12 protein-coding genes are annotated in these 13,621 nt (G+C 50.9%); 11 read left to right on the top strand and 1 reads right to left on the bottom strand.

Annotated features, from left to right (window positions below; translation table 11 throughout):
• The first annotated feature begins 149 nt into the window (after positions 1–149).
• The 11 genes from gyrA (at position 150) to ACT53D_RS04655 (ending at position 12,742) form a co-directional block, all read left to right on the top strand.
• Positions 150–2,723 carry a DNA gyrase subunit A gene (gyrA, locus tag ACT53D_RS04705; RefSeq protein ID WP_194746829.1) on the top strand — a complete coding sequence of 858 codons (2,574 nt, stop codon included), beginning with the start codon at positions 150–152 and terminating at the stop codon, positions 2,721–2,723.
• Between the two features lie 24 nt (positions 2,724–2,747).
• Positions 2,748–3,827 (top strand): 3-phosphoserine/phosphohydroxythreonine transaminase, encoded by a 1,080-nt coding sequence (serC, locus tag ACT53D_RS04700; protein WP_476145719.1) that lies wholly within the window; start codon positions 2,748–2,750, stop codon positions 3,825–3,827.
• A 23-nt stretch (positions 3,828–3,850) separates the two neighbouring features.
• The gene (pheA, locus tag ACT53D_RS04695; RefSeq protein WP_476145717.1) at positions 3,851–4,933 is read left to right on the top strand and encodes a prephenate dehydratase; all 1,083 of its coding nucleotides are present in this window, start codon (positions 3,851–3,853) and stop codon (positions 4,931–4,933) included.
• Between the two features lie 14 nt (positions 4,934–4,947).
• Complete coding sequence (gene hisC / locus ACT53D_RS04690; protein ID WP_476154742.1) at positions 4,948–6,069, top strand: histidinol-phosphate transaminase; 1,122 nt, start codon at positions 4,948–4,950, stop codon at positions 6,067–6,069.
• A complete protein-coding gene (locus ACT53D_RS04685; RefSeq protein ID WP_275355079.1) occupies positions 6,066–7,148 on the top strand; it encodes a 3-deoxy-7-phosphoheptulonate synthase in 1,083 nt (360 codons plus the stop codon). The genes hisC and ACT53D_RS04685 overlap by 4 nt, the downstream gene beginning before the upstream one ends.
• A 251-nt stretch (positions 7,149–7,399) precedes the next feature.
• Positions 7,400–8,341, top strand: a complete 942-nt coding sequence (pqqB, locus tag ACT53D_RS04680; RefSeq protein WP_194746824.1) for a pyrroloquinoline quinone biosynthesis protein PqqB — start codon at positions 7,400–7,402, stop codon at positions 8,339–8,341.
• 9 nt (positions 8,342–8,350) lie between these two features.
• Positions 8,351–9,112, top strand: coding sequence for a pyrroloquinoline-quinone synthase PqqC (pqqC, locus tag ACT53D_RS04675; RefSeq protein ID WP_275355082.1), 762 nt, complete (start codon positions 8,351–8,353; stop codon positions 9,110–9,112).
• 14 nt (positions 9,113–9,126) lie between these two features.
• Complete coding sequence (pqqD, locus tag ACT53D_RS04670) at positions 9,127–9,411, top strand: pyrroloquinoline quinone biosynthesis peptide chaperone PqqD (RefSeq protein WP_194746822.1); 285 nt, start codon at positions 9,127–9,129, stop codon at positions 9,409–9,411.
• 14 nt (positions 9,412–9,425) lie between these two features.
• Entirely contained in the window at positions 9,426–10,607 is a 1,182-nt protein-coding gene (pqqE, locus tag ACT53D_RS04665; protein ID WP_194746821.1) for a pyrroloquinoline quinone biosynthesis protein PqqE, read from the top strand.
• A gap of 65 nt (positions 10,608–10,672) precedes the next feature.
• Positions 10,673–11,872 (top strand): multidrug effflux MFS transporter, encoded by a 1,200-nt coding sequence (locus tag ACT53D_RS04660; protein ID WP_275356370.1) that lies wholly within the window; start codon positions 10,673–10,675, stop codon positions 11,870–11,872.
• A gap of 177 nt (positions 11,873–12,049) precedes the next feature.
• A complete protein-coding gene (locus ACT53D_RS04655) occupies positions 12,050–12,742 on the top strand; it encodes a hypothetical protein (RefSeq protein WP_476154740.1) in 693 nt (230 codons plus the stop codon).
• Positions 12,743–12,808: 66 nt separating this feature from the next.
• Here ACT53D_RS04655 and ACT53D_RS04650 read toward each other — a convergent pair whose 3' ends face one another.
• Entirely contained in the window at positions 12,809–13,612 is an 804-nt protein-coding gene (locus ACT53D_RS04650) for a pyruvate, water dikinase regulatory protein (RefSeq protein ID WP_275355085.1), read from the bottom strand.
• Between the last annotated feature and the right edge of the window lie 9 nt (positions 13,613–13,621).

Genomic DNA, 13,621 nt, shown 5'->3' with positions numbered 1-13,621 from the left:
TTAGGCTCCCTTTTGCATTTTACATAGGTTGTCCCTGCTTACGTTGAGGCACGTAAGGCCCGGGGTCTATCGGTGGTGATTTAGCAAGCGGAAGTGCGCTATTTATGCTAAAATCGCGTGATAACTTTTAACTATAAATTGGGTCAAGAATGAGTCAGTCTCCAGATCAATTTGCTAAAGAAACCCTGCCTATCAGTTTAGAAGACGAGATGCGCCGCAGCTATCTCGATTACGCCATGAGCGTGATTGTAGGACGGGCGCTCCCGGATGTTCGTGATGGTCTCAAGCCTGTGCACAGACGTGTATTGTACGCGATGCACGAGCTGTCAAATGATTACAACAAGCCCTACAAAAAATCTGCGCGTATCGTCGGCGATGTGATCGGTAAGTATCACCCGCATGGTGATACGGCTGTGTACGACACCATCGTCCGTATGGCGCAGGACTTTTCATTGCGCTACATGCTGGTAGACGGCCAGGGTAACTTCGGTTCGGTCGATGGCGACAATGCTGCCGCGATGCGGTATACCGAAATCCGTATGTCCAAGATCGCACATGAGCTATTGGCGGATATCGAGAAAGAAACCGTAGATTTTGGCCCTAACTACGACGGCAGTGAGCAAGAGCCGCTCATTATGCCGACCCGTATTCCTAATCTGCTGATTAACGGTAGCTCAGGCATTGCCGTGGGCATGGCAACCAATATCCCGCCTCACAACCTCAACGAAGTATTGAATGCGTGTTTTGCCCTGCTCAAGCAGCCAGAAATCAGTGTGGATGAGTTGATTGAATTGATCCCAGCCCCTGATTTCCCGACAGCCGGGATTATTTATGGCACGGCAGGCGTGAAAGAGGGCTACCGCACTGGCCGTGGCCGTGTGGTAATGCGTGGTCGCACCCATTTTGAAGACCTGGACAAAGGCGGTCGTCAGTCCATCATCATTGATGAGTTGCCATATCAGGTAAATAAAAAGACCCTGATTGAAAAAATTGCCGAGCTGGTCAACGAGAAGAAAATAGAAGGTATTTCTGACCTGCGCGACGAGTCCGACAAGTCCGGCATGCGCGTGGTGATTGAGCTCAAGCGTGGCGAAGTGCCAGAGGTGATTTTAAATAACCTCTACAAGCAGACACAACTGCAAGACACGTTCGGCATGAACATGGTGGCCCTGATGGATGGCCAGCCACGGTTGCTTAATCTCAAACAGATGTTGGAAGCGTTTCTGCGTCATCGCCGTGAAGTGGTGACACGCCGGACTGTGTTTGAGTTACGTAAAGCGCGTGACCGTGGGCATGTGCTGGAAGGCTTGGCAGTGGCGTTGGCCAACGTGGACGAGATGATTGCCATCATCAAGGCCGCGCCAACCCCACCTGAAGCGAAAAAAGAGTTGATGGCCCGCAGCTGGCATTCACCCGTGGTCGAGGAAATGCTCAAGCGCGCCGCCATGGAGGCCTCGCGTCCAGAAGGACTGTCGGTCGATTTTGGTCTGACACCGCAAGGTTACAAACTGTCAGATGTACAGGCGCAAGAAATTCTGCAAATGCGTTTGCAACGTTTGACTGGTCTGGAACAAGACAAGATTGTCAGCGAATACAAAGAAGTGATGGATATCATTGCTGACTTGCTGGATATTTTGGCCAAACCTGAACGTGTCACGGCCATTATTGTGGACGAGTTGAATGAAATCCAGAAGCAGTTTGGTGACAAGCGCCGTTCAGAGATCGAGCAGAATACGCAAGATTTATCGTTGGAAGATCTGATTACACCGCAAGATGTTGTGGTGACCTTATCACATACTGGCTATGTCAAATCGCAGCCGCTAGACGAATACCGTGCCCAAAAACGCGGTGGTCGTGGCAAGCAGGCGGCCGCCACCAAAGAAGATGACTTTATCGACAAGATGTTTGTCGCCAACACGCACGACTACATCCTGTGCTTCAGTAGCCGTGGTCGTGTGTACTGGTTAAAAGTGTATGAAGTGCCGCAAGGTAGCCGTGTCAGCCGTGGCAAGCCGATTGTGAACCTGTTCCCACTGGAGGAAGGCGAGAAGATCAATGCGATCCTGCCGGTGAAAGAGTTTGACGAAAATCACTTCGTCTTTATGGCGACCGCAATGGGGACCGTGAAGAAAACAGCGCTGACCGAGTTTGCAAATCCACGTAAGTCCGGCATTATTGCCATTAACCTGGATGATGGTGACTACCTGATTGGTGCTGAAGTAACCAACGGCCAGAACGATATTGTGTTGGTCTCCAATGGTGGTAAAGCGGTCTGGTTTACCGAAGATGATGTGCGTCCGATGGGACGCGCGACGCGCGGTGTACGCGGCATGAAGCTGGCTGCGAAACAACAGGTTCTATCCTTGCTGATTGCCGAGAACGATCAGCAGTCTGTGTTGGTTGCCACTGAAAATGGTTACGGTAAACGTACAGTGTTGTCCGAGTTCCGTCATTCTGGCCGCGGTACCCAGGGCGTGAAAGCCATTGCCATCAGCGAGCGTAACGGTCTGGCCATTGCTGCCAAGCTGGTGACAGCTGAGGATGAAATCATGTTGATCACGACCGGTGGCGTGCTGATCCGCACCCGCGTCAAGGAAATCCGTGACATGGGCCGTGCCGCACAAGGCGTGACGCTGATTAACCTGGGCGAAGGTGAAAAACTGTCTGGCTTGGAAAAAATTGTCGAAACTGACGACGACACTGACACCGACATCGAAGAATGACCTTACTCAAGAATATTTAGGCACATGAAACAGATTTTTAATTTTTCTGCCGGGCCGGCAGTGTTACCAAAACCTGTGCTGGAACGTGCCCAGGCTGAAATGCTGGATTGGCATGGTTCAGGCATGAGCGTGATGGAAATGTCTCATCGCGGTAAGGAATTTACCAGCATTCTTGAGAAAGCCGAAGCCGACTTACGCCAGTTATTAGCGATTCCAAGCAATTACAAAGTATTGTTTTTACAGGGCGGGGCGATTGCAGAGAATGCCATCATTCCCATGAACCTGTTAAACGGCAAGTCTGCTGATTATGTGGTGACTGGTTCCTGGAGCAAGCGTAGTGTTCAAGACGCAAAAGCTTATGGCCAGATCAACATTGCCGCAACGGCAGAAGCAGATGGCTTCACTCATGTGCCCGCATTTTCTGACTGGAAGCTCAATAAAGAGGCGGCCTACGTTCATTATTGCACCAATGAAACCATCAATGGGGTGGAGTTTCTTGAAGTGCCTGAGACGCATGGTGTGCCGATTGTTGCTGACATGTCTTCGCATATCCTGTCACGCCCGATTGACGTTTCAAAATACGGTGTGATTTATGGCGGCGCACAGAAGAATATAGGCCCTGCCGGATTGTGTCTGGTCATTGTGCGTGAAGACTTGCTGGAACAAGCCTCCCCGCTCACGCCGGCAGTGTTTCATTGGAAAACGCAGGCAGATAACCAAAGTATGATCAATACGCCACCGACCTACAGCATTTATATTGCTGGTCTGGTGTTTGAGTGGTTACTGGCGCAGGGCGGCGTGGAAGCGATTGAGAAAATCAACATCGCCAAAGCCAACCTGCTGTATGACTATCTGGATCAAACCGAGTTTTACAGTAATCCGATTGCGCACGCCTATCGTTCGCGCATGAATATTCCCTTCCGTTTGCGTGACGAGGGCTTGAACGAAGCCTTCCTCAAAGCAGCGGATGCGCGAGGCTTATTGCAACTCAAAGGACATCGCTCAGTCGGCGGCATGCGTGCCAGCATCTACAACGCGATGCCGATTGAAGGCGTGCAGGCACTGGTCGCCTTCATGCAGGAATTTGAAAAAAATAATTCTTAAAACACATTAAAATTAAGCTTTAAATGTCTGATTTATTGAAACAATTTAGAGATAAAATTGACGCAATTGATGCGCAGGTGCTTGCGCTCGTCAACGAACGTGCCAAGTTGGCACGCGAAATCGGTCATTTAAAAGATGATGGTGTGATCTACCGACCCGAGCGCGAAGCGCAGATTATCCGCCGCCTGCAGGCTGAAAATCAGGGCCCGTTAGCGCCTGAAGCCGTGAGCCATATTTTCCGCGCCGTCATGTCAAATTGTCGCGCACTGGAGAAAGAGCTGGCCATTGCTTTTCTTGGCCCGCTGGGGACTTATAGTGAAGAGGCTGCACTCAAGCAATTTGGTGAGGGTAGGCAGGCCGTGGTGTGCGGCAGTATTGATGAGGTCTTTCGCACAGTAGAAGCAGGGCAGGCAGATTATGGCGTTGTGCCGGTCGAAAACTCAACCGAGGGCGCGGTGGGCATTACGCTGGATTTACTATTAGGCAGTGCGTTGCAGGTGGTTGGTGAAATCACTTTACCTGTGCACCACTGTTTGCTGTCGGCTCAGCAGGATCTCAACCACATCACGCATGTCTTTTCGCACGCGCAGTCGCTGTCGCAATGTCATGAATGGTTGAACAAGGTACTGCCAAATGTCCAGCGCGAAGCAGTGACCAGTAATGCACGCGCTGCGCAAATGATCCATGAATTGGTTGCCACACAAGGCACGTTTGCAGCGGCAATTGCCAGCAAGCGCGCGGCAGAACTGTTTGACTTGAATATCCTGGCCGAGAATATTGAGGATGATCCCAAAAACACCACGCGTTTTCTGGTGTTGGGCAATCATGCTGTCGCGCCATCCGGCCAGGATAAGACCTCGCTCGTAATGAGCGCACACAACCAGCCAGGTGCTGTCCTGCAATTGCTGGAGCCTTTATCGCGTCATGGCGTGAGCATGACCAAGCTCGAGTCACGACCTTCACGCCAGAATCTCTGGAACTATGTATTCTTTGTGGATATTGAAGGTCACCAGCAACAGCCGGCAGTGCAGGCGGCCTTGCAAGAGCTGGCTGCACGTGCCACTTTCCTTAAAGTGTTGGGTTCTTACCCAACCGCCATTATTTAACTACGTCTTCGATTATGTCTGACTTATCCAGCGATACTATTTTGTCTGCTTTGGCGCCTGCCAATATTCGTGCGATTGCGCCTTACCAAGGCGGTAAACCGATCAGTGAACTCGCTCGCGAGATGGGCCTTAACGAAGCCGATATTGTCAAATTGGCATCGAATGAAAACCCGCTGGGCATGAGCCCGAAGGCGCAAATGGCGGTAGAAGAGGCCATTGATGACATCGCGCGTTATCCTGATGGTAATAGCTTTGCTTTGCGCGATGCCGTAAGCCATAAGTATGGCGTCGCCCCCTCGCAAATCGTGTTTGGCAATGGTTCGAATGATATTCTGGAATTAGCGGCGCGCGCATTTTTGTCTGCAGGCGATGAGGTGATTTATTCACAACATGCGTTTGCCGTGTATCCCTTGGTGACACAGGCCGTTGGTGCCATTGGTGTGGTGGTGCCCGCCATCGACTTTGGTCATGATTTGCCTGGTTTTTTAGGTGCTATGACGCCTAAAACCAAACTGATTTTCGTGGCAAACCCAAATAATCCAACGGGTACATTGATTCCTAAAGCAATATTAAATGATTTTCTACGCCAGGTGCCTAAAAATATTCTGGTGGTATTGGATGAAGCCTATGACGAGTATCTGTCAGCCACGGACAAATCTGAAGCGATTGGCTGGCTAAGCGAGTTTGAAAACCTGATCATTTCGCGTACTTTTTCCAAAGCCTATGGCTTGGCCGGATTACGCGTTGGCTTTGGTCTGATGCATGCCAGCCTGGCTGATTTGATGAATCGGGTACGGCAGCCATTCAATGTGAATAATCTGGCACAAATTGCAGCGACAGTGTCTTTGCAAGATGACGACTTTGTGGCGCGCAGCTATGCCGCCAATCAGGCCGGGATGGCGCAAATTACCCAAGGCCTGACGCAATTAGGCTTGAGTTACATCCCGTCATTCGGCAACTTTGTCAGCTTTAAGGTGACCAATGCGGGTGCCGTTAATCAGGCCTTGCTCAAGCATGGCGTGATTGTGCGGCCGGTGGCCAACTATGAAATGCCGGATTATCTGCGCGTCAGCATCGGCCTGTTTAGCGAGAATGCACGTTTTCTGGACGTGCTGGAAAAGATTTTAAAGTCATGACTGCATACGAAAAATTAGCCACCGACGACGTCAGGGTGCTGGAAGTTAAACCGCTCATCAAACCTGCAGAGCTGTTGTCACGCCTGCAGGAAAGCACGGTGAGCACACAAAATATCCTGCAGACGCGCACGGCCATTCACCAGATTCTACATCAGGGCGATGACCGCTTGCTGGTCATCGTTGGGCCATGCTCTATTCATGATACCGAGGCGGGCATGGAGTACGCAAGGCGTCTGCTTGACGTTCGTCAGCGCCTGGGCAACGAGTTGCTCATTGTGATGCGGGTCTATTTTGAAAAGCCGCGTACGACAGTTGGCTGGAAGGGACTTATCAACGATCCGCATCTCGATGGTACTTACGACATTAATTTGGGCTTGGAAAAAGCTCGCCGATTTTTGCTCGATGTAAATGAAATCGGCATGCCAGCCGCCACCGAGTTTCTGGATGTGGTTTCCCCGCAATACACGGCAGACCTGGTCAGCTGGGGCGCCATTGGCGCCCGTACGACCGAGTCGCAAATCCACCGTGAGCTGGCCTCTGGCTTGTCCTGCCCGGTGGGCTTTAAAAATGGTACCGATGGGGGCGCCAAAGTCGCGATTGATGCGATCAAGGCCGCTGCCAGCCCGCATCATTTCCTGTCAGTCACAAAAGAAGGCGAGTCGGCGATTTTTGCAACCAAGGGCAATGAAGACTGCCACGTGATTCTGCGCGGTGGCAAAACCCCTAACTACGATGCAAACAGCATTGCGGCTGTGTGTGATCAATTGGCTGAAGCGGGGCTGGCGCCTGTTTTGATGGTGGATTGCAGTCATGGCAATAGCCAAAAACTGTATAAAAACCAAATGGTCGTGGTCGATGATGTCGCGACGCAAATTGCTGGCGGCGATGCCCGGATCATAGGCGTTATGCTGGAGTCGCATCTCAATGAAGGCCGTCAGGATCATACGCCTGGCTGCAGCCTGAATTATGGTCAATCGATCACGGATGCCTGTCTGGGTTGGGACGACTCGGTCTCCGTGCTGGAGACACTGGCCGCAGCCGTGAAAGTTCGGCGCGCTAAGCGCGCTGCTGAGGAATAAGCCGTTCTGAACATCCGCCGTGCTCGAGGGCACGGCTTTTTTACGCCCATTTGCGAGCAAAACCTGAGTGCTCATGATAATCATGAGGGGGGAATCATTGTGAGTAGCAGGCTCTGACTGCAACGCATGCGTATGATGCCAGTCTTACTGATGAACAAGTGGCAAGCTGTTGCTGCAAGTGCAAACACAGAATTGTTGTATGATGCAGCGGTACAACACGATTAAAAGATCCAATGGAATAACGAGCGATTATGCATATACATGTTTTAGGTGCCGGGGCAGGCGGGGGCTTTCCGCAGTGGAATTGTAATTGTCAGAACTGTGATGGTCTGCGTAAAGGCACGATCAAGGCCAAACGCCGTACGCAATCATCCATCTGTGTCTCCAGTAATGGCATCGACTGGGTGTTGTTCAATGCCTCCCCAGATGTATTGCAGCAGATCCAGGAGTTTCCACCGTTGCAACCTGGGCGCGCCATCCGTGACTCAGGCATCCAGGCGATCATTTTGATTGATGCGCAAATTGACCACACGACAGGCTTGTTCATGTTGCGTGAAGGCCAGGTCAAGCGTGAGATTTATTGTACACAGGCCGTCTATGGCGACTTGACCTCTGGCAACCAGATTCTGAATATTCTGGGCCATTATTGTGGCGTGAATCATCATGAAATCCCGATTGATGCCAGTGATATCAGCCATGCGCACAGTTTTGAGATTCCCAACGTGCCCAATCTGCGGTTTACTGCCGTGGCCTTAAAGAGCGCAGCGCCACCATATTCGCCACACCGCAATGACCCGCATCCGGGCGATACCATAGGCGTATTGATTGAAGAAATCACCACAGGCAAAAAGTGCTGGTATTCCCCAGGGCTGGCAGAAATTGAGCCGCATTTACCACCACTGATGCACCAGGCGGATTGCATTATGGTCGATGGCACTTTTTGGACCAATACTGAAATGCTGGACATGGGCTTGATGACCAAGACTGCACGTAGCATCGGTCATAATCCCCAGTCTGGCCCAGGCGGCATGATAGAAGAGTTGGACAAGTTTGGTACGGATAAAGCAGTGCGTAAGGTACTGATTCATATCAACAATACCAACCCGATTTTAAGGGAAGATTCCGCCGAACGCGCCATTCTGTCCGATCACAAGATCGAGGTGGCGTACGACGGCATGGACATCATTCTATAGGAGAGCATTATGAACGCAGTCAGCCACGATAACTTGCCATGGTCCCGCGAGGAGTTTGAAGCCAAACTCCGTGAAAAAGGGCAGGGCTATCACATCTATCACCCGCTACATATGTTGATGTATGAGGGCAAGTTGAGCAAAGAGCAACTGCAATGCTGGGTTGCCAACCGCTATTACTACCAGATCATGATCCCGCAAAAAGATGCGGCTATCATGTCTAACTGCCCGGATAAAGAAGTGCGTAAAGGCTGGATTCACCGGATTACGGACCATGATGGCTATGAAGGGTCTGAGGGTGGCATCGAGGCTTGGGTCAAACTGGGGGAGGCCGTGGGCCTGACACGTGAACAGGTGACCTCACTCGAGCTGGTGTCACCTGGCGTCCGTTTTGCGGTAGATGCTTATGTGAACTTTGCCCGTCAGCGCCCTTGGCAAGAAAGTGTCTGCTCCAGCCTCACCGAATTGTTTGCACCACACATCCACCAGCAACGCATCAGTTCCTGGCCCACCATGTATCCGTGGGTAAAAGAAGAAGGTTTTATTTACTTTAAAAAGCGTTTGACCGAAGCCCGTCGTGACGTTGAGCAGGGCTTGGATATTACGCTGGATTATTTCAGTGTCAGCCGTGACATGCAGTTGCGTGCGCTGGACATTCTGCAATTCAAGCTGGATGTCTTGTGGGTGATTGCTGATGCCATCATGCTGGCCTCTACGCAGGTCAAGGTTGAAGACCGCGACTATACGCGTCAGCCCGTGATTAAATTCAGATAAGCGAAAGCATTGTGATGGAAAACAACATTCAACATTCAGATATTTACGCCATTGCCTTGCATCATCGCTTTCAATGGGAAGAGGCACAGCAGAGTTATGTCATTCTGTTTCCTGAAGGCATGGTCAAATTGCATGGCGGCGCAGGCGAAATTCTGAAACGTGTGGATGGCAAGACCAGTGTCGGTGAGATCGTGGCTGATCTGAAGGCCACGTTTCCCGACGCGGAAGATATTGAATCCGATATCGTCGGCATGTTTGACCTGGCGTTGGGTAAAGCCTGGCTACGCAAAATCAATTAAGCAAAGGTAACAACATGGCACAAATGAATAACGGTGTAGCATCCAGCGTGACGCGCAAACAGCCTTTATGGTTGCTGGCGGAAATCACCTATCGCTGTCCATTGCATTGCGCCTTCTGTTATAACCCGACCGATTATGACAAACATACCAAAAACGAATTAAGCACCGAGGAGTGGATCAGAGCCTTGCGTGAAGCCAGAAAAATGGGGGCGATACAGCTGGGCATTTCCGGCGGGGAGCCTTTGTTACGCGATGATATTGAAGAAATTGTGGCAGAAGCGCACAAGCTGGGCTACTACAGCAACCTGATTACTTCTGGCGTTGGGCTGACCGAAAAACGTATTCAGGCCTTTAAAGAAGGCGGCCTGGATCATATTCAGTTATCTATGCACGATATCACTGAAGAAATCAACAACTTCATCACCAATACCAAAACCTTCGAACTCAAGAAAAAAGTCGCGGCCATGATCAAAGACCATGGCTATCCCATGGTGTTAAATGTGGTGATTCACCGCTATAACATTGGGCATGTCGACAAGATTCTTGAGATGGCCGAAGCGCTGGGGGCCGATTATGTCGAACTGGCCAATACGCAATATTATGGCTGGAGCCTGGTCAACCGTAGCCAGCTGATGCCGACGCGCGAACAGCTGGCAGAGGCCGAGCGCATGACCAACGCTTTTCGTGAGCGGGTAGGCAACAAGATGAAAGTATTTTTTGTCGTGCCGGATTATTTTGCCGATAGACCTAAAAAATGCATGAACGGCTGGGGCGAGGTGTTTATGATCGTCACCGCCAATGGCGACGTATTGCCTTGCCATTCTGCACGTGCGCTACCCGGACTGACCTTCCCGAATGTGCGGGAACATGGGCTGGAGTGGGCCTGGAATGAATCGCCAGCCTTCAATAAATATCGTGGCATGGATTGGCTCAAGGAACCTTGCCGCAGTTGCGATGAAAAAGAAAAAGACCTCGGTGGCTGCCGCTGCCAGTCTTATTTGCTCAGTGGCGATGCTGAGGCTGCTGATCCGGTCTGCACCAAGTCACCGCATCGACATTTAATTGATGAAGCAATCAAGGATTCGGAAAACCCTTTGTTACGTGAGCAACCGATCATTTTCCGTAACGATAAAAATTCCAAGAAATATGTAGAAGGTGACAAAGAGCGTATTGAGCAGTTTCACGCATTGCCTTGATTCCTTGCTCGCCTGCATAATGTCAAAGGTGCCTGTTGGCACCTTTGCTTTTTAAAAGGGTATTTATTTTGCTTTCCCGTGCTTCTCTTTTGGTCCTGGTGCTGGCCATGCTCGCTGCTTTAGCCCCGTTTGCAATTGACACTTATCTGCCAGCCTTTCATGTGATGGCCGCTGAATTCGGCACAGATGAGCTGGCGATCCAGCAGAGTTTGACCTTATATCTGCTCCCTTATGCTGTGATGACGCTTTGTCATGGCGCGATTTCAGATGCGATTGGACGCATTACCACGATCAAATGGGGCCTGGCGATTTTTATGCTGGCCAGCCTCGGTTGTGCATTTGCACCAAACGTCCAGACCTTATGGCTGTTCCGCGCGCTACAGGGCGTCAGTGGCGGGGCAGGTAACACGGTGGCACGCGCGATGGTACGCGACCTGTTTGACGGGCCGCAAGCGCAACGGGTGATGGCCACGGTACAATTGCTCTTTGGCATTGCGCCTGCGGTGGCTCCCATTCTGGGCGGCGTATTGCTGGGCATCCATTGGCAAGCCATTTTTCTCTTTCTGGCATTATATGCGGCGGTTGCCCTCTGGATGGCGGTGCGTCATCTTCCCGAGACCGTCACCCCTGAAAAACGCATTGCTTTTTCAGTGGCTGGTATCGCCCACACCTATGGGCAAATGCTTAAGAACCGGCTGTTTCTATGCCTGATCACCTGCCTCGGTCTGAATTTTTCGGCGTTTTTTATTTATGTGCTGGCCAGCCCGGTGTTTCTGGTCAAACATCTGCATTTAAATAGCCAGCAATTTGGCTACCTGTTTATTCCTACGGTCACCGGAATGATGCTGGGCTCATGGATTTCTCGCTATACAGCGGGTAAGGTCGCTGCGGCCAGGCTGTTACGCTGGGCATTTGCCTGGATGGTCGCCATTGCAATATTGAATGTCTGCGTGCAAGTGGCGGCAAGTGATCAGCTGCATGAGGCCTGGTGGTTAGCAATTTTGCCTATTGCCTTATTCAATATCGGCATGGCGACGGCCATGCCGGTGCTATCCATTGCCGCGCTGGATTGTTATCCAAAATTACGGGGGACGGCTGCCTCGGCACAGGCATTTATGCAAATGCTCTGTTCTACCTTGAGTTCGGCATTGGTGGTGCCATTGGTATGGCACTCGCCCTTGACACTTGCCTCCGCCATGCTCGCAATGACAGGCGTGAGCGCGTTGTTGCTGTTTTTCGTGCGTAGATTAAAGGTCAGCGCTTAATGTGAGCTTCATCGTCACTTTTCTCTGTTTACTTTATCAGGGAGGGTGCGATACGCTGAAATATAGGGCATTTCCCGATTTGATCGCATGTTTGATACACCCACAGCTGTTTTAAGATAAAGCTGTAAACACTTGCCTTAAGTGAGTGATCCTAAAAAGAAATAGTGGGAGTCAAATATGGAAATGAACCGCGAACAAGAAGCGCAAAAAGCGTATGTCAGGCTGCTGACCGGTCAGGGCGTCAGCCAACGTGTTCTGGTACAGCGTGAATTTGTCATTGTTCGGTTAAGTGCATTTTTGAAAGATATTCCTGCAGATGGTAGCCATTATCGTCAGGCCGTAGACCGCTTTATTGCCGGTATTGATCCGGCAGAGATTCCAACGGTCTTACCGGTGATTCGTGAGTTTTTCTCGTTTTGGGTACGCGACATCAAGGCGATTGCCGCCATGAGCCAGGCGAAAGTCTTTAGTGGCACAACACCGGTGACCACCGTCACGCAGGATGAGCTGTTCAAGCATTGGTATGAGTTGGATAAAACCGTATTGAATAGCCAGGAAAAACAAACAATAGATGCATTTGAGCAGGTGATACTGATGCGTGGTTACGAGCCATCGGTATTCAAGGAGCGCATGCGCATGGCGAAATGTCTGTTACTTTCGTTGCGTCATGTGTCGTACAAGCAATCACACAGCTATCGCCAAATGGTCGATCGCAATCTGCCTCTGTTCAATGCACTGGGTTCCCAGCATACCTTCTTGAGTGTTTCGCGCGAGTTTTATTATTTCTGGCGTGCTGATATGCTGAAACCGCAATCTGCACCAGCCAAGCCTGCTGTGAGCCAATCACGTGATATGGCCATGGCGGCTTAATTGCCTGAGTCGCGACTTGGCTGCATCATCCCTGATATTGGGGAAAAGTAACAAAAAAACGCCAGCTTAACGCTGGCGAATTTTTTGCAGGATCAATGCCGCCAGCTCTTCAATCGAGCGGCTCGTCGAGTCCGCCCATGGAATGCCAGCCTTACGCATCATGCCTTCGGCAATTTCGATTTCCTTACGGCAGTTATCCATGGAGGCATAAAAGCTGTCTGGACGGCGCTCGTTACGCACCGAGTGCAGACGCTCAGGTTTGATGGTCAGACCAAAGATTTTGTCCAGGTTTTTTTGTAAAGCCGCGGGCAGGGCACCGCGTTCAAAGTCTTCTGGAATCAATGGATAATTGGCCGCCTTGATACCAAACTGCATGGCCAGGTAAATACTCGTCGGTGTTTTCCCGCAACGAGAAACCCCGATCAGAATCACATCCGCTTCATCCAGCCCCGAGTTAGTCATGCCATCGTCGTGGTTGAGCGTGAAGTTAATCGCCTCCATGCGCTCAAGATAACTTTGCCCTTTGACGCTATACGCAATGCTGGCGCCAGTCAGCGGCTCTTGGTTAAGCTCGGATCCCAGCGGGTAGATAAAGCGATGGAACAGGTCAATAAAGTAAGCGTTGGCCTGCTTTAAATGATTACGATGCTCACCGTTACCGATGGACATAATGACGATAGGACGAATCCCATCCTGCTCAGCCACTCGTTGGATATGTTCAAACGCGGCTTGTACTCTTTCATCGTTATCGGTGAAAGGCAGGCGGGTCGTGGTGAATTGTGTGTTTGGAAAATGCTCGAGCAGCTTGCTCAAGGCACCCGCCGTAATCCCCGTACCATCAGAAATAATAAATACAGAACGGTGATTCATACAGGTGGG

Source organism: Methylophilus sp. DMC16, assembly GCF_056314045.1.
This window is presented reverse-complemented; position numbering and strand designations above follow the sequence as displayed.

What these genes read in the sequence shown, in the direction of transcription:
- pqqD (WP_194746822.1), top strand. Translation starts at nt 9,127, where the DNA reads ATGGAAAACAACATTCAACATTCAGATATTTACGCCATTGCCTTGCAT.
- ACT53D_RS04685 (WP_275355079.1), top strand. Translation starts at nt 6,066, where the DNA reads ATGACTGCATACGAAAAATTAGCCACCGACGACGTCAGGGTGCTGGAA.
- serC (WP_476145719.1), top strand. Translation starts at nt 2,748, where the DNA reads ATGAAACAGATTTTTAATTTTTCTGCCGGGCCGGCAGTGTTACCAAAA.
- pheA (WP_476145717.1), top strand. Translation starts at nt 3,851, where the DNA reads ATGTCTGATTTATTGAAACAATTTAGAGATAAAATTGACGCAATTGAT.
- pqqB (WP_194746824.1), top strand. Translation starts at nt 7,400, where the DNA reads ATGCATATACATGTTTTAGGTGCCGGGGCAGGCGGGGGCTTTCCGCAG.
- gyrA (WP_194746829.1), top strand. Translation starts at nt 150, where the DNA reads ATGAGTCAGTCTCCAGATCAATTTGCTAAAGAAACCCTGCCTATCAGT.
- pqqC (WP_275355082.1), top strand. Translation starts at nt 8,351, where the DNA reads ATGAACGCAGTCAGCCACGATAACTTGCCATGGTCCCGCGAGGAGTTT.
- pqqE (WP_194746821.1), top strand. Translation starts at nt 9,426, where the DNA reads ATGGCACAAATGAATAACGGTGTAGCATCCAGCGTGACGCGCAAACAG.
- ACT53D_RS04650 (WP_275355085.1), bottom strand. Translation starts at nt 13,612, where the DNA reads ATGAATCACCGTTCTGTATTTATTATTTCTGATGGTACGGGGATTACG.
- hisC (WP_476154742.1), top strand. Translation starts at nt 4,948, where the DNA reads ATGTCTGACTTATCCAGCGATACTATTTTGTCTGCTTTGGCGCCTGCC.
- ACT53D_RS04655 (WP_476154740.1), top strand. Translation starts at nt 12,050, where the DNA reads ATGGAAATGAACCGCGAACAAGAAGCGCAAAAAGCGTATGTCAGGCTG.